The 24,956-nt window shown below is 53.5% G+C and carries 21 protein-coding genes; 10 read left to right on the top strand and 11 right to left on the bottom strand.

Going from position 1 to position 24,956, the window contains the following annotated elements:
• Positions 1 to 14 precede the first annotated feature (14 nt).
• Genes ACQZQY_RS24505 through ACQZQY_RS24495 form a run of 3 tightly spaced genes read right to left on the bottom strand, consistent with a single transcriptional unit; the run spans position 15 to position 2,261 of the window.
• Positions 15 to 470 (bottom strand): tellurite resistance TerB family protein, encoded by a 456-nt coding sequence (locus ACQZQY_RS24505; protein ID WP_056779881.1) that lies wholly within the window; start codon positions 468 to 470, stop codon positions 15 to 17.
• Between the two features lie 43 nt (positions 471 to 513).
• Complete coding sequence (locus ACQZQY_RS24500) at positions 514 to 1,674, bottom strand: TerD family protein (RefSeq protein WP_431297455.1); 1,161 nt, start codon at positions 1,672 to 1,674, stop codon at positions 514 to 516.
• Entirely contained in the window at positions 1,674 to 2,261 is a 588-nt protein-coding gene (locus ACQZQY_RS24495; protein WP_056779874.1) for a TerD family protein, read from the bottom strand. Before ACQZQY_RS24495 ends, ACQZQY_RS24500 begins: the two co-directional genes overlap by 1 nt.
• A gap of 322 nt (positions 2,262 to 2,583) precedes the next feature.
• Here ACQZQY_RS24495 and ACQZQY_RS24490 point away from each other — a divergent pair, with 322 nt between their 5' ends.
• The 6 genes from ACQZQY_RS24490 to ACQZQY_RS24465 all read left to right on the top strand — a co-directional run bounded on the left by ACQZQY_RS24490 (position 2,584) and on the right by ACQZQY_RS24465 (position 8,260).
• The gene (locus ACQZQY_RS24490) at positions 2,584 to 3,672 is read left to right on the top strand and encodes an ATP-grasp domain-containing protein (RefSeq protein WP_431297454.1); all 1,089 of its coding nucleotides are present in this window, start codon (positions 2,584 to 2,586) and stop codon (positions 3,670 to 3,672) included.
• Complete coding sequence (locus ACQZQY_RS24485; protein WP_390976124.1) at positions 3,669 to 4,811, top strand: phosphoribosyltransferase domain-containing protein; 1,143 nt, start codon at positions 3,669 to 3,671, stop codon at positions 4,809 to 4,811. Before ACQZQY_RS24490 ends, ACQZQY_RS24485 begins: the two co-directional genes overlap by 4 nt.
• The gene (locus ACQZQY_RS24480) at positions 4,804 to 5,577 is read left to right on the top strand and encodes a hypothetical protein (protein WP_136375039.1); all 774 of its coding nucleotides are present in this window, start codon (positions 4,804 to 4,806) and stop codon (positions 5,575 to 5,577) included. Before ACQZQY_RS24485 ends, ACQZQY_RS24480 begins: the two co-directional genes overlap by 8 nt.
• Position 5,578: 1 nt before the next feature.
• Entirely contained in the window at positions 5,579 to 6,658 is a 1,080-nt protein-coding gene (locus ACQZQY_RS24475; protein WP_431297453.1) for a cysteine protease StiP family protein, read from the top strand.
• Positions 6,658 to 7,614 carry an HpcH/HpaI aldolase/citrate lyase family protein gene (locus tag ACQZQY_RS24470; RefSeq protein WP_390976120.1) on the top strand — a complete coding sequence of 319 codons (957 nt, stop codon included), beginning with the start codon at positions 6,658 to 6,660 and terminating at the stop codon, positions 7,612 to 7,614. The genes ACQZQY_RS24475 and ACQZQY_RS24470 overlap by 1 nt, the downstream gene beginning before the upstream one ends.
• 166 nt (positions 7,615 to 7,780) lie before the next feature.
• Entirely contained in the window at positions 7,781 to 8,260 is a 480-nt protein-coding gene (locus ACQZQY_RS24465; RefSeq protein ID WP_431297452.1) for a tellurium resistance protein TerW, read from the top strand.
• A 58-nt stretch (positions 8,261 to 8,318) separates the two neighbouring features.
• Here ACQZQY_RS24465 and ACQZQY_RS24460 read toward each other — a convergent pair whose 3' ends face one another.
• The 7 genes from ACQZQY_RS24460 to ACQZQY_RS24430 all read right to left on the bottom strand — a co-directional run bounded on the left by ACQZQY_RS24460 (position 8,319) and on the right by ACQZQY_RS24430 (position 16,916).
• Positions 8,319 to 9,089: an ABC transporter ATP-binding protein gene (locus ACQZQY_RS24460; RefSeq protein WP_136377276.1), complete on the bottom strand. Its 771-nt coding sequence runs from the start codon at positions 9,087 to 9,089 to the stop codon at positions 8,319 to 8,321.
• Between the two features lie 24 nt (positions 9,090 to 9,113).
• Entirely contained in the window at positions 9,114 to 9,980 is an 867-nt protein-coding gene (locus ACQZQY_RS24455; RefSeq protein ID WP_183849466.1) for an ABC transporter ATP-binding protein, read from the bottom strand.
• On the bottom strand, positions 9,952 to 10,857 hold the full coding sequence (locus tag ACQZQY_RS24450) for an ABC transporter permease (protein ID WP_056779852.1): 906 nt from the start codon (positions 10,855 to 10,857) through the stop codon (positions 9,952 to 9,954). Before ACQZQY_RS24450 ends, ACQZQY_RS24455 begins: the two co-directional genes overlap by 29 nt.
• Entirely contained in the window at positions 10,854 to 11,870 is a 1,017-nt protein-coding gene (locus ACQZQY_RS24445) for an ABC transporter permease (RefSeq protein WP_122096808.1), read from the bottom strand. Before ACQZQY_RS24445 ends, ACQZQY_RS24450 begins: the two co-directional genes overlap by 4 nt.
• Before the next feature lie 41 nt (positions 11,871 to 11,911).
• Entirely contained in the window at positions 11,912 to 13,555 is a 1,644-nt protein-coding gene (locus tag ACQZQY_RS24440; protein WP_056779847.1) for an ABC transporter substrate-binding protein, read from the bottom strand.
• A 51-nt stretch (positions 13,556 to 13,606) separates the two neighbouring features.
• Complete coding sequence (locus tag ACQZQY_RS24435) at positions 13,607 to 14,761, bottom strand: mandelate racemase family protein (RefSeq protein WP_056780159.1); 1,155 nt, start codon at positions 14,759 to 14,761, stop codon at positions 13,607 to 13,609.
• A 340-nt stretch (positions 14,762 to 15,101) separates the two neighbouring features.
• On the bottom strand, positions 15,102 to 16,916 hold the full coding sequence (locus ACQZQY_RS24430) for a hypothetical protein (protein WP_431297451.1): 1,815 nt from the start codon (positions 16,914 to 16,916) through the stop codon (positions 15,102 to 15,104).
• Between the two features lie 314 nt (positions 16,917 to 17,230).
• Between ACQZQY_RS24430 and ACQZQY_RS24425 the strand changes: the two genes are divergently transcribed.
• The 4 genes from ACQZQY_RS24425 (at position 17,231) to ACQZQY_RS24410 (ending at position 23,817) form a co-directional block, all read left to right on the top strand.
• A complete protein-coding gene (locus tag ACQZQY_RS24425; protein ID WP_431297450.1) occupies positions 17,231 to 21,016 on the top strand; it encodes a hypothetical protein in 3,786 nt (1,261 codons plus the stop codon).
• 99 nt (positions 21,017 to 21,115) lie between these two features.
• Positions 21,116 to 22,327 carry an RHS repeat-associated core domain-containing protein gene (locus tag ACQZQY_RS24420; protein WP_431297449.1) on the top strand — a complete coding sequence of 404 codons (1,212 nt, stop codon included), beginning with the start codon at positions 21,116 to 21,118 and terminating at the stop codon, positions 22,325 to 22,327.
• Between the two features lie 80 nt (positions 22,328 to 22,407).
• Entirely contained in the window at positions 22,408 to 23,424 is a 1,017-nt protein-coding gene (locus ACQZQY_RS24415) for an RHS repeat-associated core domain-containing protein (protein WP_431297448.1), read from the top strand.
• Between the two features lie 57 nt (positions 23,425 to 23,481).
• A complete protein-coding gene (locus tag ACQZQY_RS24410; RefSeq protein ID WP_431297447.1) occupies positions 23,482 to 23,817 on the top strand; it encodes a phage holin family protein in 336 nt (111 codons plus the stop codon).
• Between the two features lie 196 nt (positions 23,818 to 24,013).
• Here ACQZQY_RS24410 and ACQZQY_RS24405 read toward each other — a convergent pair whose 3' ends face one another.
• Positions 24,014 to 24,919, bottom strand: a complete 906-nt coding sequence (locus ACQZQY_RS24405) for a LysR family transcriptional regulator (RefSeq protein WP_431297446.1) — start codon at positions 24,917 to 24,919, stop codon at positions 24,014 to 24,016.
• Positions 24,920 to 24,956 lie beyond the last annotated feature (37 nt).

Below are 24,956 nucleotides of genomic sequence, written 5' to 3'. Positions count from 1 at the left end.
CCAGAGTGTTGAAATTAAAGACCGAATTCGGCCGGGGTGAAGCCCAGTGCCAGCGCAATTTCGCGTACGGCGGTTTGCTCGTCCTGATCGAAATCACCGTCGCTTTTTGCTACGGCAATACCGACGCGAACGGCCAGTTGTGCCGCTTCTGGTTGGCTTTTCAGCGCCAGAATGTATTTCATGGTTTCGCCTTTACCGATTTCGTAATCGAAACTGAAGCTGGTCACCAGTTCATTAAAGAACGCAATGACTTCTTTGGTTTCAAACACTTTCAGTTCAGGAGAAGCCTGAAGGAAGCCGATCATCTTTTGCTTTTCTTCAGAGCTCACGCCATTGCTTGAGACGGCGATGCGTGCACAAACAGCAACGGTGCCCTGCATGAATTTTTTGTTTTTGAAACGGCCAACCTGTTTAGTCAGCTCGTCACGGCCGCTGTTAAAGGCGCCTTTCACTTTGTCGAAGAAACTCATTTTCTCTGCCCTCAGATAATTAAAATTATGTGGTGAATCACTGTCACTTAGAGCCAGCAGACCAGCGAAAGCCCCAGCCGAGCGCGTTATCCATATCTTTGTGACCGCTGAAGAACTGGTTCAGACGTTCCACCTTGATCGCACCGTTGTCATTGACCAGACGGGCGATCGCACACATGTTGTGGCGGTTCGACCCTTCGGTTAAGCGCGTTTCGATCGGCGGTTGCTCAGGAATGTGCATCGTGACCACTCCGTCCGTTTTATCCCAGCTCGCTGCGCCTTCATAGATGAACGCGTAGATCAGCACTTCGCGGATTTTCTTCCACTCGCGGCCATTAATGTGCAGCCACTCGCCGTCACGCACCTGACCGGTGCGGTCATCGCCTTGCAACTGAACATAGGGTTCTGCATTCAGACGACCAAAGGTATTCCCCAGTGCCTGAATCACGCCTTTGGTGCCGTCCTGCAATTCGACAAATGCCCCCAAATCCAGATCGATACCTTTGGATTTGTTAAACATGCCGCCGAACATCCCGCCGCCGGAACCGGTGCTGCTTTGCTGATTCCAGTTAAGGTTAATTTTGATTTCGCCAAAGTTATCCCGCTTCGCCAGGCTGATCGTCGGTTTTTCTTTGGTCAGCGACACTTTGCTCAGGCTAATTTTAGCAGGTTCAGGGGTCGGTGCCGGTGCTGGGGCAGGCGTCGGAGCATCGGAAATATCTACCCCGAAGTGCTCTGCCAGCGGTTTCAGGCCACCGTTAAAGCCCTGAGCAATGAAGCGGAATTTCCACTCCGCATTGCGGCGGTAAATTTCGCCCAAAATCAGCGCGGCTTCCTGACGGCCTGTGACATCAACGTCACCGGTCAGCAGGACATTGCCGTTTTGCTCCACCTGAATGGTCAGGCGCTTCAGGCCTGAAAGCGTCATATTGCCGTCGCAGGTGGCGGTAAAGGCCAGCTTCTGCACTTCAGGCCGCAGGCGGTTGATATCCACCGTAAAGGCGGTGTCCGTGCCTGCGCCGCTCAGTTTTACGGACGCATCGTCATTGACGGGTTGGCCGTAAAACACCATGTCAGGATCGCCCTGCACTTTGCCTGAAGCATAAAGACGAAACGATGAGGCATCGACCGCGACGCCAGAGAGCACGCGTACCGTCAATACCTGTGAAGGAATGGAGGCGTTGCCCCCCGGCGTCATCGTCATTAGCGCACCACCGTTGCCACGATATCTGCGTGCATATCGTCAATTGTGCGGCCGGTGGAGGCTTTACCGTGTGCGGTGAAGTCCCATTCGCCGTTGTTACGGGACAATGAGGCAATAATGATACCGGTGTGAGAGCCCTGCTCCGTCAGCTGATAACGGGCCAGTTCCTTACGGGACTGATCGACGACGCGGCAAAATGCGTTATCGACTTCATTAAATGTCTGACCACGGAAGCTGTTCACCGTGAAGGCCAGATACTCTACCTGAGAAGGCAGGCGGGTCAGGTCAACGGTGATCACTTCGTCGTCGCCATCGCCTTCACCGGTCAGGTTGTCACCCAAATGGACAACTGAACCGCAGCTTGACTTCAGCTTGCGGAACCAGATGGTGTCGATGGTCTGGCCAGTGCGGTCTAACAGAACGCATCCCGCGTCTAAATCAATTGAATCGCTGCCGCCGCCTAAAAGACCACCCAGGAACCCTTTTTTCTTTTTCAAAGGATCCCAACCCAAACCGAATTGGAGTTGATTCAACGAAGACGTTTGTTTGCTGAGTGAAACAGTTTGGTTCTTGCTTAATGAAACCATTAGTTATTCCTTCAGAGATAGGTTAAATCATTATTTTTTCGAATCAGAAATCCATGTGCTGAAAAATCATATCATGACGAAGTAGTTGCACAAGCTACATTTTGACACTAATTTCCTTAACAAAAGTTAATTAATTGATATTTATTATTTATTTTTTGATAATTTACGTTTTTTGACGAAAAAAGACTTAGCAAAACGTATGACGAAAGACAAATTGATAACATCCAGATATGAATCATGTTATGATTGACATGGTTAAAATCCCTGCATAGACTCTCAAATAATTCTTTTTCCCCTCTTCATTTCTGGAATATATACGCCGATGAGTCACGTAATTTGGTTAATGGAAGGTCTGTCGTCACAGCGCGACATTATTTTGGGCATCAAAGACTTTTTTAAATCTTCAAATCAAGATGTCACCGTCATTGCCTCCCATCGCCATCACAGAAATGAAATTCTTTCTCTGGCGGACATCGCGCTCATCGAACCGGCAGAAGATGAAGAACGTCTGGCCTTTATCACCGCAACCGTGGCGCAGTACGGTGTCAATGCCATCCACACTGGCCGTAATTGCCAGTGGTTTGAAACCCACCGGGCGGACATTGTTGCGTCGGGCGTCACGCTGACCACCGGCGCTGTCAGCAACGCCATGTTTGAACTGGCCGACGATAAAGTTGATTTCGCCCTTGCCATGCAACAACACGGACTGCCGGTTGTGCCGTCGATCCGCATTGAATCGGCAGAAGAATTACGCGGGCATCTGGCTGACAATACCAACGCCGAATCCTGGTCCGGTGCGACCATGCTGTGCGTGAAACCCGTTGTCGGTATTTATGGCATGGGATTCTGGCGTTTTGATGACAATGTGGGCCATATGGCCGCTTTCACCCATCCTGACAGCCGCAAAGTGCGTCCGGATATGTATCTGCACGCCCTGGAACAGCAGGAAATCTTCGAGCCGCTGGTGTTAATGCCTTACCTGCCCGGCCCCGAATATTCGGTCGATATGCTGGTGGAACGCGGTAAAGTCATCGCGGCCGTTGCGCGCCGCAAAGAAGGCGCGCTGCAATATCTCGAGCAATCGGGTGCAGCCTACGAACTGGGCAAGCGTTGCGCTGAAGTCATGCAGGCCGACGGTCTGGTGAATGTTCAGACCCGCAACAACGATCACGGCGAGCCAGTTTTGCTGGAAATTAATATGCGGCCCTCCGGCGGTGTCGGTTATACCCGCCACAGCGGCGTCAATCTGCCCGGCCTGTTCGCCGCCCGCAAACTGGGTTTGCTCAACGAAACGCAGGCCATGAACGCGGCCACGGAGAGCTTCTCTCCTGCGGTTGTGCGTTCTATGACGGATGTCATCCCTTACACCACTTCGCTCGACAACCTGTCTTCAGGCCAAGGAAACGCATGAGTATGTCCCACGCCACTTCTGTTTATCGCCGTGAGCTTTCCGGCGGTACGCTGACCGTGACCCCGACCGGCGGCACACATTCGCTGGATGCATTATTTGATATCGCTGAACGCCGCAATCCGAAGCGCGCGTTTTTGTTCGTCAGCAAAGTGCTCGGCCGTCATATTCCGATTGCTCCTTCAGTTATGCGTTCCGCTTACCGCCAGCTGGCCGTGCAAATCCCCACCGATTTGCCAGAGCCGGTGCTGTTTATCGGCATGGCCGAGACGGCCGTAGGGCTGGGCGCGGGGGTTTATGATGAGGCGTCAGGCCGCTATGCGAATTCAGTGTATCTGACATCAACACGTCATCCGGTTGAGGGCGATCTGCTGTGTGAATTCAAAGAAAATCACAGCCATGCCACAGACCACCTGATCTACCATCCGGCAGACCCGGTGTTGCGCGACCGCGTACGAGATGCCCGCAGTCTGGTGCTGATCGATGACGAAGCGACCACCGGCAACACCTTTATTAATCTGCTGGAAGCGCTGCGCGCGGATGCCGGGCTGTCACAACTCGAACGTGTTGTCACGGTCACACTGACAGACTGGAGCGGTAACGCGATTGAAGCCAATTGCCCGCTGCCGGTCACGCCCGTGTCGCTGGTTCAGGGCGACTGGCATTGGGAAATGAAACCCGATGCGCCAGTGCCGGTAATGCCAGCGGTGAACGTGACCGCCACCGGCAGCGTCGCCATCACCGGCAAACAGAGCTGGGGGCGTCTGGGCATGGCGATCCCTGCGCGTGACCTGGGTAAGCACCTCACGGCAGCCGTGGGCGAAAAAGTGCTGGTGTTAGGTTCGGGGGAATTTGTCTGGGAACCTCTTCTGCTGGCGGAACGTCTGGAGAAAACCGGGGCTGACGTGAAATTCAGCTGCACCACCCGCTCACCGATTTCTACCGGTTACGCCATCAAATCCGCCATTGCGTTCACCGACAACTACGGTCTGGGCATTCCGAATTTCGTTTATAACGTCGCGCATCAGCATTTTGATCGCATTCTGCTGTGCATTGAAACCCCTGCCGACAGCGTTGATCCTTCCCTGCTCGATGCCCTGAAAAACGTGGCGAATACTGTTGAGGTTGTTGTGTATGAATAAGCCGGTCATTCTTTCCGATCTGGACGATACTCTGTTTCAGACGCGCCGTAAGATGGTCGATGAACTGGACCTCGAGCCTTTCCGTCCGGGGGCTTTAGACCGCTCGATGTCTGCGCGCAGCTTTATGACCGAAGAACAATCTATGCTGGTGGACTGGCTGCTTGAAAACGCTGACTTTATTCCGGTCACCGCCCGCGGTACCGAAGAGATAAGCCGCGTGACCATTCCTTTCAACTCCTGGGCGATCGCCACTCACGGCGCGGTCATTCTGACGCCCCAGGGTGAACCGGATGCAGAGTGGAAAGCCCATATTCTCGACAGCCTGGCACCTTTTCGTGAGCGTCTGCTGAACATGCAGCAGGGCATCACGGCGCTGATGGCGGAGCGCAAGATCAACGGCTGGGCGCGTATTAATTATGAATACGGCGACACCCCGATCTATCTGGTGATGAAGCACACTGACAGCACCCGCCTCGACGAACTCTATACCCTCGGCGAAGAGATCGAAGCCCTGTTCCCTGCCGAAGGTTTTTATATTCATCGCAACAGTAACAACATTGCCTGGCTGCCGCTGCCGGTTGAAAAAGGCCTCGCCACGCAATACTTACTGAAGAAATTGCGGGCGGAGCGCGGCGTGTTCCCGGTCATCGGTCTGGGCGACAGCCTGAGCGATCACCGTTTTATGAAACTGTGTAACTGGTTTGGCATGCCACAGCAGAGTCAGTTTGCTGAACACATCAACCAGCACATTTTCGGAGAGAAATAACATGCAGCCTTTTATCCCTTTTTCAGGCTCATACCTGCCAGAGGACGTGCACTTTCTGTTAAAGCCGGTGGAAATGGAAATGACGCCGGTCGAGCAAAAAGAGCAGCTGATCCAGTCCGGTGAAAAGCATTATTCCGAGATGCTGAGTCAGGAACCTGAGCCGACCGCCTGGCATCTGGACTTGTTTGCCCGTGCGCTGGAACAAGGCGCAGAACGTCTGGCGAAAGAAGTGGTGATGCTGGCGAAGGCGCTGGCTGACCGCTTTGGCGAGACACCGGTCATCCTCGTCAGCCTAGTGCGCGCCGGTGTGCCATTGGGCGTGATGCTGCATCAGGCGTTGCGGGAGATGGGTAAAACATCTCACCACTACGGCGTGAGTATCATCCGTGACCGTGGCATTGACGACACGGCAATGGACTGGATCGAAGCGCAACATGGCACCGAAGGCATCGTGTTTGTCGATGGCTGGACCGGAAAAGGCGCGATCACCGGTCAGCTGAGACGTTCGCTGGAAAATCGTGCGGGCTATCCACAGGATCCGCGTCTCGTGGTGCTGGCCGACCCGTGCGGCGTTTCCTGGCTGGCTGCCAGCGACGACGACTGGCTGATCCCGTTTGGCATCATGGGTGCGCCGGTTTCCGGTCTGATTTCACGATCGATCTGGTCTGCAGAAGGTTTGCACGGCTGTGTGAAGTGCGATCACCTGAGCGAATTTGAGTGCAGCCGCCTGCTGGTGGATACCGTGGCCGGGTGTCGCCGCTCGCTGGATCTCGCGGCCATTCCGGCCAGCCCGTGGGTGCCGCAGGAGTATGTGCATCTGAAAATACGCAGCGAGCAGGTGATTTCCTCACTGGCCGCCGAATATGACATTTCCAGCATTAACCGGATTAAACCGGGCATTGCCGAGGCCACCCGCGCCGTTTTGCGTCGCGTGCCGGAACACGTTCTGGTGCGTTCGGTGAACGATCCGGACGTCGCCCTGCTGGTCTATCTCGCCCGTGAAAAAAACATCACCATCACTGAAGTCGGTGACCGCATCGGCCAATACCGTGCCGTCACCATTATTAAAAAGGTTCACTGATGACAAAGAGACTATCGCCATACCGGCTGGGCGCCACGCTTTACATGCCCGCCACCCGCAACGACATCGCGGGCAGTATTCTGCACAACGAAATTGACGGGCTGCGCTCGATCGTCATCTGTCTGGAAGATGCGGTCAGCGACGCCGACGTTCCCGCCGCGCTGCAAAATCTGAAGCAGGTGCTGAACGCGCTGAAAGCCGCCAAGGATGCGGGTTTGGGCGCTGACTGGCCGCTGGTGTTTATCCGTCCGCGTCATCCCGGAATGGGCAAATTCCTGACCGCAACGGAAGATCTCACGCCGGTTGACGGGCTGGTGTTGCCGAAGTTCACGCTGGAGTCTCTGCCGGTATGGTGGGACATCATGAAAGATACTCACCTGTGCATGATGCCAACGCTGGAAACGGAAGAAGTTTTTGACGTCACTGAAATGCGCAAACTCGCCGTCGAACTGCTCGCCCATCCATGTCACTCACGCATTATCGCCCTGCGTATTGGCGGCAATGACCTGATGAACGTGATTTCGCTGCGCCGTCCGCGCAACCTGACGCTGTACGACAGCCCGATGGGTTACGTGATCAAGATGTTGGTCGCCGTATTCGGCTCACGGGATTTCGCCCTGACATCGCCGGTTTGCGAACATATTGACGATCACGACGTGATGGAAAAAGAACTGGCGCTGGACATGGCGCACGGTCTGGTGGGAAAAACGGCCATTCATCCGAATCAGATCGCCAAAATTGAGCGTGCGCTGATGGTGACATCCGCCGATCACGCCGATGCTTTGCGGATTCTTAACTCCAGTCAGGCCGTGTTTAAATCACAGGGCGCAATGTGTGAACCCGCGACTCACCGTCGCTGGGCCGCACGCGTGCTTGAACAGGCACAGATTTACGGCATTGCGCAGGAAGAGACACAGGACGGCGTCAGATTTTTCACGGCCAACCAGCTGAACTAACACCATTGCGACAGATTGATTTAGCTGATGTTGAGGAAAGACCTGATAGGATTTTTGGCCCTGCAGGCGCCAAGGAAAGGAAGAACCACGGGAAGGAGATACAGGATGTGTACTGACATTTTCTATGCACCATCGCCCATAACACGACGACAGGCAACGACTAACCATGCAACTCAGCACACGACAAGCACGTATTTTCCGACTGGCGCAATTGCTCGGTACCGGGCAACCGGTGTCGGCGACAAAAGTCATCACCCGGCTTGCCTGTTCAGAACCGACATTGACGCGGGCGTTAAAGGAATTACGCGAAACCTATTCTGCTGAGATCAAATACAGCAAAGCCACGCACTCTTATCAGATGACCGACGCGGGCTCGCTGGATAAAAAGACCCTGCGTCAGATGGTTCAGGCCTTACATTCCAGTGGCGATCTCAAAACCGAAGAGCAGGTCAGCCACGTCTCGCTGGATAAAGAAAAGAAAAAGACAGTGTCGCTGTCATTGCGCATGTCGGTGGTGAGAAAAATCGACCGCCTGGCGATGCTGGTGGAGACGTCGCGCAGTGATGCCGTAGAAATGCTAGTTGACCGCTGTATTGCTGACGTGATGACCGCACTGCGCCAGCCAGAAAAATCATTGCAAAAATAACCTCATGACTTTCTCTGTCGTTCCGGCATTCAGACCGGAACGACAGCACACGCGCCCCTTACAACATCACTTTCGCCGCCATTTCCCGGCTGTAATCCCGGCTGGCATCCACCAGCACGCGGGTGTAATCATCACGAATATCTCCGCGCAGCAGCGCATCCGTTTCCAGCGTCTCGAGGATCCTGCCGAATTTCATCACCGCGACACGCTGGCACAGATGGGCGATAACGCCTAAATCGTGCGTCACCATCAGATACGTCAGCCCTTCCTCTTTTTGAAGATCGAACAGCAAATTGAGAATTTCTGCCTGCACTGACACATCCAGCGCAGACGTCGGTTCGTCGAGCAACAGCACGCGCGGTTTGAGGATCAGCGCACGCGCAATGGCCACGCGCTGGCGCTGGCCGCCGGAAAGCTGATGCGGATAGCGGCTGCGAAACGCCCGGTTCAGGCCGACTTTCTCCAGAATGGAATTGATCCGCTGATCCCGCTGGTCAATACGGTGGATTTGCAACGGCTCCTCCAGAATATCGCCGATGGTGTGGCGCGGATGCAGCGAACCGTAGGGATCCTGAAACACCATCTGCACCAGCCGGCAGCGGTCACGGCCAATCCGGTGTTCAAGCTGCTGGCCGTCGATTTCCAGTTCACCCTTCCAGTGGGTAAACAGCCCTGCCAGACATTTCAGCACCGTGGTTTTACCCGATCCGGATTCCCCCACCAGCCCGAAAATCTCGCCTTCGCGCACGGCAATATTCACCTCTGTCAGCACCTGCGTGGTTTTCGCCCCTTCGCCAAACGTCAGGTTCAGGTTACGCACGTCAATCATGGTTTTCGCTGTCATGTTGGCTCCTTAGTCAGTCAGCCAGCTGGCCTGACGTTGCATCACCGGCAGCGGATAACGGCGGTTATCCATGTCCGGCAACGCATTGAGCAGGCCGCGCGTGTAGGGATGCTGCGCGTTATCCAGATCGGTGGCAGCAATAGATTCGACCACGCGTCCGGCATACATCACCAGCACCCGGTCGCAGAAGCTGCGCACCAGATTGATGTCGTGACTGATAAATATCAGCCCCAGACCGCGCGTTTTTACCAGATCGTCGAGCAGCGCCAGCACCTGTAAACGCACGGACACATCCAGTGCTGAGGTGGGTTCATCGGCAATCACCATTTCCGGATCGGTGATCAGCATCATGGCGATCATGATGCGCTGCCCCTGCCCGCCGGAAATCTCGTGCGGATAGAGGCCGTACACCCGTTCGGGTTCGCGGATGCGCACCACATCGAGCATGTTCAGCACTTTGCTTTTGGCCTCCTGATAGGAACATGTGTGGTGCGAACGCCATGCTTCGGCAATCTGGTCGCCGACGCACAGCACCGGGTTCAGCGAGTATTTCGGATCCTGCATAATCATCGAAATGCGTTTTCCGCGCACCTGACGCATTTGCTTCGGCGTGGCGTTAAGCAAATCAACATCACCGAACTGCATCCGCCCGGCGGTGATCCGCGCTTTTGCGGGGTGCAGTTGCAGCAAGGCGCGACCGACGGTGGATTTCCCGGAGCCCGACTCACCGACGATAGCCAGTTTTTCCCGCCCGAGCTGGAAAGAAACGCCGCGCACCGCCTGCGTCACCTGACGACCATTCACAAAGCTGACGTGCAGATCGCGCACGTCAAGTAACGCCGGAGCGTCAGTCATTCCGGGGATCAAGGATGTCACGTAGGCCATCTCCTAAAAAGTTGAACGCCAGGCTGTTAATCAGGATCGCAAGACCGGGGATGGTCGCCACCCACCAGCACTCCATCATGTACGTACGGCCGCTGGAAATCATCGCGCCCCACTCCGGGTCCGGCGGCTGCGCGCCCAGGCCGAGAAAGCCCAGCCCGGCAGCGGTCAGGATAATCCCGGCCATGTTCATGGTGATTCGGATGATCACCGACGGCAGGCACAGCGGCACGATGTGACGCCACAGCACCCGCACCGGACTTGCTCCTTGCAGGCGCACCGCCGAGATAAAATCGGCCTGGCGCAGCGAGAGCGTTTCGGCACGCGCCAGACGCGCAATCGGCGGCCAGGCAGTGAGCGTAATGGCGATCACCACATGCTCCAGCCCCGGCCCGAGCGCGGCAACAAATGCCAGCGCCAGCACCAGACTCGGGAAGGAGATGAAAATGTCGGTGACGCGCATCAGCACCATGTCGGTTTTACCGCCGAAATAACCGGCAGTGACGCCGAGCAGCAACCCGAGCGGGCCAACTGTCACCGACACCAGCAGAACGATGTACAGCGTGATGCGCGAGCCATACACCAGACGGCTGAAAATATCGCGGCCAAACTCGTCGGTGCCGAACCAGTGCGCCGCCGACGGCGGGCTGAGCGCGTTATTTAAATCCTGCACCAGCGGGTGGAACGGGGCGATCCACGGGGCGAAAATCGCCACAATCATCAGCACCAGCACAATCGCGCCACCAATGGCTGTCAGCGGATTGCACGCCATCTGCCACAGAAAATGGCCTACCCGGCCAAACGCACGTTTCACGCGCTGACGTTTTTCATCGCCCGCGCTGAGCGTTACAGAATCGAGGGAAAGGGTCATACTTTTGTCCTCGGGTCAAAGACCTGATACAGCAGGTCAGACAGCAGATTCAGCACCACAAAAATCATGCCAACCACCAGCACGCAGCCCATCACCGCGTTCATGTCACCCAGCATCAGGCTGCTGGTGAGATACGAACCGAAGCCCGGCCAGGAAAATACCGTTTCGATCAACACCGCGCCTTCCAGCAGTGAGCCGTACGCCAGCGCCACCACGGTCAGAAGCTGAACCAGAATGTTGCGGAATGCGTGGTTCCACAGCACATCCCATTCGCTCAGCCCCTTGACCCGGGCGGTGATGATGAATTCCTGTGAAAGCTGCGCCAGCATAAAGCTGCGGGTCATGCGGCTGATGTACGCCAGCGAGTGGAAACCGAGCAGCGAGGCAGGCAGGATCAGGTGATTAAGCGCGTTGCGAAACACTTCCCAGTTTCCCGCAATCACTGAGTCGATCAGCATAAAACCGCTGTGACGCGTCACCTGACCGTCGAGACTGAAATCCAGACGCCCTGCGCCGCCCACCCAACCGAGCCAGGCATAGAACACCAGCAATCCCATCATCCCTACCCAGAATATCGGGGTGGAATAACCGGCCAGACTGATGATACGCACCACGTAATCCGCCACGCTGTTGCGTTTCGCCGCTGCCAGCACGCCTAACGGAATGCCGACGCCTGCGCCGAGGATGATCGCCAGCGTCGCCAGCTCCATGGTGGCAGGGAACACCCGCAGAATGTCCTGCGTTACCGGTTTACCGGTCAGCAGCGCGTTACCAAAATCACCGTGCGCCAGCCCGGAAAGATAGATGCCGAACTGTGTCCACAGCGGTTTATCAAAGCCGAGCTGATGGTAAACCTGCTGATAGGTGCTGTGGTCGGCATCCGGGCCGACAATCGCCAGCACCGGATCCACCGGCATGACGCGGCCAATAAAAAACGTCAGCAGCAGCAGGCCAAACAGCGTCACCGCTACCTGCACCAGACGTTTGCCAATTCGCCCGGCGGGGAACGACATTCGTGCAGTTTGCTTAGTAGCAGGAGCCGGAATTTGCATGGTCATAACCCTTTACCTCCGGTTGGCTGAGCGTCGGCGGTATCGTCTTTGTAGACGTCACGCAGGAACGTGGTGGCAGAAGGATGCGGCAAATAGTTTTTGACGTCCTTACGCACCACGATGGAATCGACCATTTGTGAGAGGGGCACCAGCGCCGGGATCAGCGCGTCGTAGCGTTCCTGAATGGCGAAGTAATCCTGTTTCTGCTTTTCCGGATCCCGCTCAAGCAGCGCCTGATCGATATCCGTGTTGAGCTGTTTGTCATAAAAACCGGTGCGCCAGCCCTGAAAATTGGTCAGCCGCGCCGCATCGTTGTTGTCCGGGTTATACACCAGTGCGCGCAGGCTGGAGTGCGGGTGCGGTTCCACGCCGCTGCCGCCGCGCCCGACCAGCATGTCGAATTTGCGTTCACGCATCGCACCGTAAATCTGGTTGCCGGTACCGGTGACGATTTTGGCGCGAATGCCCGCCTGCATCAGCGTGGACTGCACCGCAATCGCGATATTGAGGAACGGCTGATCGGCCAGCACCCGCAGCGTGGTATCAAAACCGTCAGGATAACCGGCCTCTGCCAGCAGGGTTTTGGCGCGCGGAATGTCCAGCGTATAGCCGGGGTCCGGCAGCGTGGCAGGCATACCGACCTGAATCGGACGCTGATGCACAATGCCATAACCGTTCATCAGCGCCTTGCCGATACCCTGATAATCAATCAGATAGCGCACCGCTTCGCGCACTTTCGGGTTAGCGAAATGCGGCTCTTTCATGCTCATCGCCACGTAATAAATAGTGCCTTTTTTCACCGTATCGACGGTCATTGCCGGATCGTGGCTCAGGGCAGTCACATCGGACACCGCCATATTATTGGCAATATCCAGATCGCCTTTTTCAATCATCAGACGCAGGGTCTGGGATTCCTGAAAGTGACGGAACACCACGCGCGACAATTTAGGTTCACCGCGCCAGTACTGCGGATTACGGCTCATGTTCAGCACGTCTTTCGCCTGCCAGCTGTCGAGGCGAAACGGTCCTGAACCGGCTTCGTTGGTGGTCAGCCAGCGGTTACCCCAGTCGCCATTCACTTCATGCGCCTGCACGGTTTTGCGGTCTAACGCCACTACGCTGCCGAGCGCGGCCAGCGAGTAAATCACCAGTTTCGGATCGTTAGGTTTTGGCAGTTGAATTTCGACAATACCCGGTGACGGCGTGCGCACCATCTCATCGACATTCTTTTTGGTGAAACCGTAAGATTTCCACACCGATGCCTGCGCCAGATTCAGATGCAGGATCCGGCGCATCGACCACACCACATCGTCTGCGGTGACCGGATTGCCCGAGTGGAATGTCACGCCTTCGCGCAGATGGAATGTGATCAGATTACGGGCGTCGTTGACCTCCCATGAGGTCGCCAGCGCCGGGCGGACATTCGTCAGTTCCTGCGGATCGAGCTCAATGAGGGGGTCATAGAGATTCACCACAATGCCGACGATATCGTTGCCGGTCATCGCGGCCGGATCGAGCGTCAGCAGGTTGTTCATGTTCATACCGATAAGCAGCTGGTCGGGCGGCGTTTTCGCCTGCACCGCCCCGCCACTGACCGTAAGCAGGAGCGCGAGGATCCACGCCCCGAAGGGTGTGCCTGTGTTCATGATGTACCTTCCGGGTAGAGTCAGAGGTTTATTATTTTTTCTGCCCGCAGGTCAGTCTCGGCTGACGGTATGGGTTTCTATGTAATCAAAATTGATGTCCTCTCCGAGGCCAGGGCGGTCAGAAAGATGAACAAAACCCTGTTCATCCATCGGGTCAACGATGCTGTTGAGGTACGCAGCAGGTTCGTCATATTCAAGGAACGGGTGCAGCAGGCCGCGTTCGTACCAGCGACAGTTGCGGATAGCGCCGACCACGGCCAGGCTGGCCGCGCCGTTGCCGTGCACTTCGCAGTCCATACCGAAGGCTTCGGCCAGGCTGGCGACTTTCATGCACGGCGAGATGCCGCCCACGCCGTTGGCTCCGGCGCGTAAAATGTCGCAGGCGCCGGCTTTCACCCAGTCCGCACGGCTGTGATGTTTGCCGCCGAGACTTTCCGGCCCGATCACATCGATGGAAAGGTTTTCCGCCAGCCACGCGTAAGACGCCATGCTCTCTTCTTCCATTGGTTCTTCGAACCACGCGAAGTTGAGTTTTTCCAGCGCCTTGCCGATGGTCAGCGCCTGACTGCGGCTGTACCAGTGATAACCGTCGAGCATCAGCTCGATATCCGGCCCCACCGCTTCACGCACGGCGGCGCAGGCTTTGATGTCCATTTTCGGGTCTGGCGCAAACGCCACCGGCGGCATCCAGGTGTGCAGCTTGATGGCCTGATACCCGCGCGCCACCAGTTTTTCGGCAAACTGGCCGAATTCATCCGGCGTCGATAACCCGCCCTTCAGCTCATCGCCGCACATGGTGCTGCCGTATGCCGGCACTTTCTCGCGAAAGCCGCCCAGCAGTTTGTGCACCGGCATCTTCAGTTTGCGGCCAATCAGATCCCACAGCGCCTGCTCGACAAACGACAGCGCCCGTTCGGTCAGCTGATGCGCACTGCCGCGCTGCCAGTGCACCAGATCCTGCCACAGGCGTTCGCGGTCAAACGGGTTCTGACCGATCAGCACTTTTCTGAAAAAGGCGTTCACGACGTGCGGACGCACCACTTCCGGCGGCGCGAAGGAATACCCGCAATCGCCTTCATCGGTGGTGATGGTTAACATCGCCATTTTTGCCAGACTTTCTTCACCCGGATGCGAATGACCCGCGCTGTCGGAAACACGGCGAGTCGGATAAGTAAAAACAGAAACTTCAACAGAACGTATTTTCACAGCGATACCTGCCATTACTGAGAGAGTTAACACCCGTCAGGGCGCTCCAAATTGCGCGTTCCATCGGCTTTGTGAGCGCACTCACACTTCGTTAAAACCGCAATCCAACATTAATAAAATAGCGTTTCATAATTGAAGTTAGCCACTTTTTTTGCACATTTCCACGGCTAAAAGCCGAAAATTTTGCCGTATGTTTGTGCATCCGCACGGGGGAATGTGAGCATTTTCACGAAAGCAGGAAGAAGTGTGATCTGTACAGGAAATAGACGGAAGGAATGTAGGGATAAAAAACCCTGACACAATGTGCCAGGGCAATTTGAGGAAGGAATAAAGTGCCTGATTAACCGGAAATCGTCGGCGTATAGGTGCGCTGATCCCAGGAGATTTGGAAGGTACCGGTGTTACCGAAATTATCCCAGACCGTGACTTTTACCGGATTGATTTTGGGTGTCCATGCCGGCAAGTGGTGACAATAATTGTCGATACTGTGAGACGCTTCCAATGCATGAAGCGTGACCACGCCTTCGACGCTGGCCGGTGAAACGATCCAGGATCTTTTCCCGCAGTTTTCGTTTATATCCAGCATGTAGTGGTATGCATACGGCTCATAATTTGTCTCATCCTGACAATCATGCCCTGAAGTAAACACAAAACCGAATTTCTTCATGTCAGGTGGAACTTCCACGCCCCAGGCAACAATATGCCCGCCGTGCTCTGGCGTATAATCAAGAAGTGACTGTACATAAGTATCTGCTGAATGTGCTGAGCTATAACCGTACATCCCGATTTTCTCTTTTGTGTTGTATGGCGCACAATGCGTTCGGTTAAGAACAGCGGTTTTTTCATTCAGGAGTTTAACCTCAGAATTTCCGACATCAGGCTTAATTAAAACCTGTTTACTCCTGACAACCGCATTACTTTGCGAATGACTTGACCCACCCCAGTTATTGGCATGATAAGTAATATGCACGGTGTCACAGAGCGTACTCCAGCCTTTCTCAACAATCGTCAGCTTTGAAACATCTGAATAATCAATTTTTGCTAAAAATGTCAATGTGACTTTAGACGAGGCATAAGATGACCATTGCCCTGTCGAGGTCAGCGCGGTAGTGATACAGGCAACATCCGGGATATTCAGACGCACAGAAATATCTTTTCCTGCGCTGGCAGTATGGCTGTAAATATAAACCGGTATATCACAAATACCGTTATCCGCTGACGCAATGACACGGGGACCGGAAGCATAATTAACCGGATTATTCCATTCATTGGCGGTAAAGGTATAGCACACTCCTTTTGTCCCATTAAAAACCAGCACATCATCATTATTGTGCGTGTTAATCAGTTCGAGGCGTGGAGTTGAATACTGTTTCTTATACTCGGTAATAAAATCACTGACCATCAGATTAAGGTAATGCCCCTGGGCATCCACCGCAGAGACTGAAATTTTCGCCGGAGCCTGGTTGCGACCGTTGGCATACAGCGTAGATTTTGAATTGGTGCTTTCCGCATAGGAAATTGCGAGGCTCGAGATACTCTCGCAGACATCCCATACGCTGGTTATCCCTCTGACAGAGATATAACACTCGGGATAAGCGCCAGTGGCTTTGCCTTTCGCCGTGCCCGAACGTCCGTGCCCCGGGATATCCAGATGGACGGCAATATTCACCAGGTCAAAGGCGGTGCCATTAGGCGCAATATAGAGTTCGCATTCTGCATCGCCGGTTTCTTTACCTACCCCGTAAATATCATAGGTATTTTGATTCGATACTTTCTCTGTTAATACTGGCTGGTAATCAGAGCCATCGCTTTTCTGGTAAAGCTTCCACGAACCATTATTCTGATAGAAACTACTGTCTGATTCATACACACACAGACAGGCAACGCTTTTTAAATCAGCGACGGTGAGGGGTAAGATTTTCCCGTTTTTATCAACAGCACGAGCTCTGACTTTAACCGTCAGTTGTGTCTTATTTTTCAGATTATAATTGATGAGCCCGTTTTGTTCATCGTTATATTTTAAGAAAAGCTCCAGCTTTTCGAAGTGATCAAAGTTGGCCCACACACTGCTGGCTAAGTCATAGCCATCCAATATGCGGTTGCTATTATCCAATACGTCGTTGCTAAATCCATTGTTGCTCTCTGTGTCAGACATAATCATTATCCTTATTAATTAAATGACGCGCCACCGATAGGAGTGGCGACGGGAAAAACAATAGCGAAACAGCAGGGATGAACAACTCATTGCGTATCAAAGCCCTTCTTTCTGATATTTTTTTATATCACTTCACGCTTCACAATTATTGTCGAAACGGATTAAAAACAAAATGAGAAGCAATGACATGATTTATACGCCGAAACTATTACCCTGTCATTTAGTCACAACGCAGTTTAATGACGAGAAACAGGGCGAATTCCTGACGGATAGCTGTTTTTACAATGACGTTATATGAAAAAAAGGAATGAATCATGAGTGAAAATTATTATACACAGACGAAGAACTTTATGAGTTCAGTGAATGATGAAGTGGATCCACGCACTGGCCTTTACAGTGCAAGCCTGAGTCTGGGAAACATTGTCGGTAATAACGGCAACGGACCTGAAATTCCCTTTACCATCAGCTATTCCCCCACATCAGAAACCAATATCGGTTTTGGTAAGGGTTTTACGACCGGCATGACGATGTATGACAGTCAGAAGAAACGCGTGACGCTGAATACCGGTGAACATTATGTGATCAATGAAAATGGCAATACGTTAAGCGTGCGCCAGATGAAACTGAAAACCTTTGTCATGACGAAAACGTCTTCGGGTTATCAGGTGGTGCATAAAAGTGGCATTACCGAAGTGCTGGGGCTGGTGTGCCAGAATCTCTATTTGCCGGTAAAAATCATTGGTGCTTTTGGACATTATCTCACGCTTACCTGGGATGGCACACACGGCACGCCACGCCTGACAAAAGTCGTGGATATGGACAATGACGTTCACTGCGCCGTTGACTATCTGGCCAACACGGTTTTCCATTTCACGCCAAACAACAGCGAAAAATATGACATCACGCTGACCACACAGAATAATTTCCTCACCGCCCTCAGCCATTCCAGTGCCGACATCACCTTAACCTGGAACCTTGCTTATACCGCAGGACTGATGAACAGCCAGATCCTGACCGGCATGACCACGCCGCTGGGGCTGAAAAAATCGGTGGTGTACCAGAAGGATCTGATGAAATTCCCGGCCTCTTCCGGCCAGAAAGCGCTGCCCGCCGTGGTCAGTTACACCATCCAACCGGGTATGGGCCAGCCAGATCTGGTGCGTACCTATACCTACAGCAGCAATAACTATCTTGGCTATGGCGGCAGCACCGCCTGGAATGCAGACAGCGATTACACCTATTCATTGCCGGGCAGTTATGTGTATGAAAGCACTGAAAAGGTCGTGGATAACACCTCGCCAAACGCACTTTCCACCCGCCGCGTCTACAACCACTACCACCTGATGACGTTATCGGAAGAAAAACAGGGCGGCGACAACAAACAAACCGCCATGACCTACTACGAAGACGCCGGCAAATCGTTCGACATGCAGCCCGTGCAACTGCAATGTTTGAAAAAACAGGCCATTACCTGGATTAACAGCGGCGCCAAAAAATATTCGGAAACCACCACCACCGAATATGACACCAGCGGCAATCTGACCAGACAGGTTGATCCCGGCGGCGCGCTGACCGAAATCGTTTATTACCCTGCCTCGGGCGAATCGCAAACCACGGCGGATACCGGCTGCCCTGCCTGTCCGCACGGTTTTGTGCGCTTTGAGAAAAGCCGCAAGGTCACGCCCGCACCCACCAGCTTTGACGCGCCGGTTGAACTGACCTATAGCAAATTCGACAAGCTGGCGACCCTCGATCGCACCAGCGCGGCTTTCCATATTGTCCCGGTGAAAATGACCCGCCTGAACGACGGCGTGAGCCAACTGGTGCGCGAGATAAGCTATCACGCCACCGCGTCGGATAAAGTCAGCTATGGCCGAATTCAAAAGGCCCGGGTACGCGTGGGCAACAGGGTGCAAACGACGTCTGAAAACGCGTTCACCTACGTAAAATCCGGCGAATCACTGATCCACACCCGCACTTTTACCGGCCATGACGCCACCACGCAAACCACTCAGCGCGAGCATTCGCGTTTCACCAATAAATTGCGGGCATTTATCAATTCACAAGGCGTAAAAACCGCGCTGAACTACGATTCACTCGGACGCCTCGTCCGCCGCGTCATCAATCCGGATAACGGCTTTAGTAATGAGTTAAAAATCGCTTATGCGATGAAAACCAGCGGCGGCCAGGCCAGCGAAATCACCACCACCTACACCGATAATGAAGGGAACGCGCACCGCAAACACTTCGACCGCATGGGCCGTGTTCTTACCGAATGGCTGAACGACAAAGACAAAAGCGCCGGTACCTTCTATCAGATCAAAGAGCATCTTTATGATGCTTCCAGCCGTCTGATTAAAACGCAGGACACCGATTACAAAACCCCAGGCGACACCAGTTCGAAAATGCTGATTGCGCAAAATGTCCTGTTTGACAGCTGGGGCCAGAACTACATGAAAGTGCTGAGTTCCGGCCAGCAACAACAGCAACAATTCGACCCGATTACCCGTGAAAAAATCGAACAGCTACAGGTCACCCGTGGCAGTACGCTGAAACTGGCTTCTCAGAACACGCTGTATAACAAGCAGAACCTGGCTGACAAAATCACCAAAGTGACTGCCGCTGGCGTGCAGATGTCCACACAGCAACTGCGCCACGACGGGCTTGGACGCGTGCGTGAACACGTTGATCCGCAGAATAATGTGACGCATTACACCTGGGATGTCTTTGGCCGCATGCTCACCCAGACATTACCGGATGGCACCGTGGTGACAAAAACCTACGATCCGAACTCGACCGACAAACTGATCACCTCGGTGAGCGTCACACCGAAAGGTGGCAATGCCCTGCTGCTGGGCACTCAAACCTTTGATGGCCTGGGCCGTCTGACCACCAGCGTCAGCGGTGGCCGCACCCAGACTTACACCTACTCAGGGGCATGCGCCTCCCCTGCGACCGTGCGCGACAACATGAAAAATCAGCTCAATTATGCCTACATTGCCGAGCTTGATGATGCCGTGGCGTCGGTGAAAAGCAGCAGCGGCGATGTCGATCAGCGCTTTATTTACGCCACGCAGACGGGAAAAATGCTCGAGGCGCATGAAGCCAATGGCCGCAGCAAAACCATGAGCTGGTGGCCAACCGGTGAATTGCAGCAGGAAACGTTCTTTATGCCGGGCAAACAGACCCGCACGGCAGGCTACGCCTGGACCCTGCAAGGTCAGCCGCTCAAATACATTGATGTGGCAGGCAACGAACAAACGCTGGATTACGACGATTATGGCCGGGTGATCACCATCAGCGATCCGCAAGTGACCGTGAGTATCGCTTATGACGCCGCTGGCCGCGTCAGTTCGCAGAATGCACTCGCGAAAGACGGCACCCGTCTGCTGACTACACTGACCTGGGATGATTTTAACCGTGAAATTAAACGGGTGATTTCGCCTTCCGATGCCAGTGCGCTGAGCATCGTGCAAACCTTTACCGCCAGTGATCTGATCGCGACGCGTCAGGTTTCTGACGCCAGCACCGTCATCCGCTCGGAGACGTTCACCTATGATGTCCGTAACCGGTTGATTAAATACGAATGCAGTGGCAGTGAGCCGACGGTTGACGGCTATGGCCAGCCGGTAAAATCACAGACCTTCACCCTCGATGCACTGAGCAACATCACCCGGTGCGTGACGGTGATTGCGGGCGGCGGCACCGATACTGCCACCTTCCTCTTTACCAATTCTCAGGATCCTACCCAGCTGACAGAAGTGAAGCATTCACTGACGGCCTGTTATCCGGCGCACATTGTTCTGCAATACGACGCCAACGGCCGCATGACACGGGACGAAGCGGGCCGGATGCTCAGTTACGACGCCCTTGGGCGTCTGACCCGCATCTGTGATGCCAGTAACAAGCCGCTCAGCACTTACCACTACGATGCGCTGAATAAGCTGGTCATGCAGTCGCTGACCGGTGATGACCGCCAGTTGTTCTATACCGGCGAACGTCTGGTCAATGAGGCATGCAGCAAAACCCAGAAAATCACCCGATTTATTCCGGGAAACAGCGGCAGTGCGGCAGTCAGCGAAGACGGCTTCACCAGTTAAGGACTCAACCAGCGGGGTTCCCGCAGGCTTTTCTGAGTGTTTCTCACGCACCCGGCACATGACGGGTGCGCCACACAGATTTTATTAAGGAAGAACACAATGTTGAAATTAACAGGTAATTTCCTCAGCGGTACGCCCTTATGCGCGTTACAGCAGGGGAAAACCACCCGCTTTAATTATTCACCCTGGGGCACGGCCAGCGAAACAGACGCGGAGCTGCCGGGTTTTAACGGTCAGCGTCATGATCCCCTCACCGCCGTGAATCATCTGGGAAACGGCTACCGCGCGTACAGTCCTGTGCTGATGCGTTTTACCTGCCCGGACAGTTTAAGCCCCTTTGGGAAAGGCGGGATCAACCCTTATGTGTATTGCGGATCCGATCCCATTAACCACACTGACCCGTCAGGACACTTTTTCCTGATCACCTTCTTCGCGTCTTTATTCTCCTCGCTTGCTGCCTCTGCCATTCAAACCGTAGGCGCTGCCATCACAGGCGCGGCAGCAGGATTGACGGCCGGTGCTGAAGCGGGTGCGGCGGCGGGTGCAGCCGTCGGGACAGGTGCGGCCATGACGACAGCAGAATTCGCAGCCGCCACGGCAACGGCTTCAACCTCAGCGGCTTTCGCGGGAGTGGGTACTGCCGTAGGAGCGGGTGCAGAAGTGGCCAGCGCTGTCGCCGTAGCCGGAAGCACCGCGGGATTATCAGGATTGCAGGGCGCGGCAACGCTGGGGGTTGTCAATGCCGCGATAGGTACGGCAATTCAAACATCGTCAGTTACGGTGGCCGAAGTGGCGATAGGGCTGAGTGTGGAATACGGAGGCATCGCCGCCTCTTTCTACACCAAACTAGGCAGAAAACTGGCCGAAAATGCCAAAACCGTCACGGCGGAAATGTCCGTCTCTACACATTATGCGCTGGAACAGGCCATGGCTGCGCAGAATGCCTATTCGCCAGCCGTGGAGCCTTCCCTTTATCTCACGGACATGAATGTGAGTGGTTCAAGACTGATGCTCAACACTAACCGGGCCTCCCGTTCAGTTCAGACACCCGATGTACGTAAATCGACCGGCATACAGGGCACGCCTGCGCGGAACACTTATCTTCAGTCCATGGGATACCACCCTTCCCGGTTGCAGACAAAGACTGACGCGCAGGGAATTAATCAGACGGCGTCATCTGAAAGTTCAGCCGAAAATGACAGCCATAACGGGATGATTAAGGCGGCGGGAATTTTTGGCATGAATAACCGCGACCTGCATCAGAAGTCCTACAAATCAGCTCACTTTAAAAATGCAGCGCAGGCGCAATGATTCTGCGTCACTCCTGGGCTATGACCCCAGCCTGGTGGCAGGAGGAGTAGCCCGTTCATTTTCTTTAAAGGAATATCGACATGTCATTAAAACTTACAGGCACCAGCCCGACCGGATGCACGTTATTAACGACTGACGGAAAAGCCCGACAGACTTTCCATTATGGCCCCTCAGGCAGCACCAATAATCTGCTCGAGACTACGCCGGGCTTTAATGGTGAACGTCATGACCCGCTGACCGGCAGCAGCCATTTAGGGAATGGTTATCGCGCTTACAGCCCGGTATTAATGCGCTTTACCTGCCCTGACAGCCTCAGCCCCTTTGGTAAAGGCGGGATCAATGCCTATGTCTATTGCGAAGCGGATCCGGTCAATAACGTGGATCCGAGCGGGCATGCACTCTTCAGGAAAATACTCACGGCGGTGAATACGGTTCTCGATTCCGTAGAGGAACTCAACGCCGTACCCAAAGTCGTCCGCCAGGAAGCCAGCATGAGTGCCCTGGAGGCGGAATCTGCCAGTACCAGTGCCACTCAGGTTTCGGAAAGTATACTTAAGAAAACCAAGTCCTCAGCCCTGCGGTCTTTCCAGGAAGCAGCCCCGGAAGCGGGTTCTGCACAAAGCATCGCACCGCCTGAAATTCAACTCCCCTCTGGCGCTCAGGAGATTATGCCTCTTCCTGATCCGGCGATGGCTGAAAATCCGGGCATGGTGCGCAGAAAGCTTTTAGGGTCACGTATCCCGAAAAACTATAGCGAGGATTCCATTTATCCTAAGGGCGTGGAATTCGTGAACACGTTCCTGCAAAACCACAATATCGGGCTGAGTGAACACTCACTGGAAAGTATTTCGGATAATCTCGCACGGGTGCATGCGGGTGAAAGAACCCAGTCAGCGGCGTCGCTTCGTGAATTCAGAGGCTTTGCCAAAGACACAGTGGACTATCTCAGGGCAGGAGACGTCAAGAATGCCAGCATCACGGCGGCCGGTTCGGCCATTAATCTGGCCGGCAGCACCCTGTTCCTGCCCATTCTTGACCGAACAACATTCCCTGTATGGCAACGTGCCCCTTATGATGCCATGGATTTCATTCAGTAATATTTTCGCATCGGCTTTCATTTATGAAAGCCGACATCACTCATAAGGAAATGCAGTATGAGCGTAGCTGAAGGTGCTAATAATATATTGCAGATGAACCATGAAATCATATTCGCTATTCTGCTGATGTCTGGCTGGGGCGGTATTGTTCGGTACATCATGTTAAGGGTGAATCGTGGTTTAATGCAGGACATTATTAACTGTTTGTTGCAGATTATCGTTTCATGTTTTTGCGGGGCGATGCTGAGTATTATCCTGATTAACAAAAATATCAGCGATAACCGGGTATTAGTATTTGCCGGATTAGGCGGTGTGTTCTCGGGTCCTATTCTGAATATATTAGGAAATAAAATTGCGGACTGGGTTGATCACTTCCCGCCAGGGTCAAAATAACCTCTTCAACAGATTAAATGACACGGTGGTGTCTTCATCGAACAATAGTCTTCATCGAACAATAAAGATATGACATATCAGAAGAACCAGAAATTCTGCTAGTATGTCATATTCAAAAAATCACAGATGATCGCGCATTCGGCAAGGCTAATGATGTCTTTTAAAAACGTTAACCACCGGGTTTACTTTAATAGCATCAGACAGGATATTTAATGAGTTCACTGATATCCACCCCCCTGTCTTCATCGAACAAATAGTTCACATAAAGAGGAGGGCAAATAATCTTTACTTCGTCTGGAAGATTAAATTCAACAAGAGGGCACTGGCGAACATGGATAAAATAACGTGCAATTTTCCGGGGCAAGACAGCCAGCATATTGCTGTGTTCCAGCGCATGAATGACCCCGCTAATAGAGGACGACATATAGGCTGTTCTGATGTTTCCGGAATAAGGTGCATCAATATACACTTTACCGCCAAACGGGGCTTTCTCAGGCCCCAGCAATCTGTGGCAATAACATACATGTGGCAGCGTATAATACTGTGTCAGGGTGAAATTATCCTGGCTGGCTAAAATACTGTTTGCGCTGCACACAATGACAAAATCGTCGAACACTGCCAGTTTTCGCGTGATCACCCTTTCATGGTGTAAAACAATATTTCCCGCAAGGATATCGATATTTTTATGCAAGAAATGTTGAATCACATCATCATGATCGCTATAGCCATGATCTGCGAATTCAATGTTGTCATTTTTGTCAGCCCCAAAGTAATTTTCCAGTACATCCGGGCATATCACCTTCAACGTCGAATAGCCGGACTGTATCAATTCTTTATTCTTTACCGCACTTTCAATAATGAAAATCGCCTTCGAAAAGGAATCATTTATCTCCAGCGCTGCGCGGGTCGGTTTAAGGCCATTGACAGTACGATAGAAGAGTTCTCCACCAAAATGCTGTCGTAGTTTTTTTAGCGATGAACTTACCGCAGACACCGAAAGATTCAGATTAGTGGCTGCCCTGGATAAATTTCCTGAGACAATCACTTCGTTCATTGTTTTGATCAGATTATAATCAAATTCATCTGTTTTACTGCTCACCATTTCTTACCTCATTATACAAATCAACCTCAGTATAATT

It is taken from the genome of Rahnella sp. PAMC25559 (assembly GCF_050632365.1).
Lineage (GTDB): Bacteria > Pseudomonadota > Gammaproteobacteria > Enterobacterales > Enterobacteriaceae > Rahnella > Rahnella rivi.
The sequence above is the reverse complement of the archived record's forward strand: the minus strand, read 5'-3'. Positions and strand labels throughout refer to the sequence as shown.

Bases quoted from the DNA above. Each gene is read 5' to 3' on its own strand.
- ACQZQY_RS24505 (WP_056779881.1), bottom strand. From the start codon at position 470: ATGAGTTTCTTCGACAAAGTGAAAGGCGCCTTTAACAGCGGCCGTGAC.
- ACQZQY_RS24500 (WP_431297455.1), bottom strand. From the start codon at position 1,674: ATGACGATGACGCCGGGGGGCAACGCCTCCATTCCTTCACAGGTATTG.
- ACQZQY_RS24495 (WP_056779874.1), bottom strand. From the start codon at position 2,261: ATGGTTTCATTAAGCAAGAACCAAACTGTTTCACTCAGCAAACAAACG.
- ACQZQY_RS24490 (WP_431297454.1), top strand. From the start codon at position 2,584: ATGAGTCACGTAATTTGGTTAATGGAAGGTCTGTCGTCACAGCGCGAC.
- ACQZQY_RS24485 (WP_390976124.1), top strand. From the start codon at position 3,669: ATGAGTATGTCCCACGCCACTTCTGTTTATCGCCGTGAGCTTTCCGGC.
- ACQZQY_RS24480 (WP_136375039.1), top strand. From the start codon at position 4,804: ATGAATAAGCCGGTCATTCTTTCCGATCTGGACGATACTCTGTTTCAG.
- ACQZQY_RS24475 (WP_431297453.1), top strand. From the start codon at position 5,579: ATGCAGCCTTTTATCCCTTTTTCAGGCTCATACCTGCCAGAGGACGTG.
- ACQZQY_RS24470 (WP_390976120.1), top strand. From the start codon at position 6,658: ATGACAAAGAGACTATCGCCATACCGGCTGGGCGCCACGCTTTACATG.
- ACQZQY_RS24465 (WP_431297452.1), top strand. From the start codon at position 7,781: ATGCAACTCAGCACACGACAAGCACGTATTTTCCGACTGGCGCAATTG.
- ACQZQY_RS24460 (WP_136377276.1), bottom strand. From the start codon at position 9,089: ATGATTGACGTGCGTAACCTGAACCTGACGTTTGGCGAAGGGGCGAAA.
- ACQZQY_RS24450 (WP_056779852.1), bottom strand. From the start codon at position 10,857: ATGACCCTTTCCCTCGATTCTGTAACGCTCAGCGCGGGCGATGAAAAA.
- ACQZQY_RS24445 (WP_122096808.1), bottom strand. From the start codon at position 11,870: ATGTCGTTCCCCGCCGGGCGAATTGGCAAACGTCTGGTGCAGGTAGCG.
- ACQZQY_RS24440 (WP_056779847.1), bottom strand. From the start codon at position 13,555: ATGAACACAGGCACACCCTTCGGGGCGTGGATCCTCGCGCTCCTGCTT.
- ACQZQY_RS24430 (WP_431297451.1), bottom strand. From the start codon at position 16,916: ATGTCTGACACAGAGAGCAACAATGGATTTAGCAACGACGTATTGGAT.
- ACQZQY_RS24425 (WP_431297450.1), top strand. From the start codon at position 17,231: ATGAGTGAAAATTATTATACACAGACGAAGAACTTTATGAGTTCAGTG.
- ACQZQY_RS24420 (WP_431297449.1), top strand. From the start codon at position 21,116: ATGTTGAAATTAACAGGTAATTTCCTCAGCGGTACGCCCTTATGCGCG.
- ACQZQY_RS24415 (WP_431297448.1), top strand. From the start codon at position 22,408: ATGTCATTAAAACTTACAGGCACCAGCCCGACCGGATGCACGTTATTA.
- ACQZQY_RS24410 (WP_431297447.1), top strand. From the start codon at position 23,482: ATGAGCGTAGCTGAAGGTGCTAATAATATATTGCAGATGAACCATGAA.
- ACQZQY_RS24405 (WP_431297446.1), bottom strand. From the start codon at position 24,919: ATGGTGAGCAGTAAAACAGATGAATTTGATTATAATCTGATCAAAACA.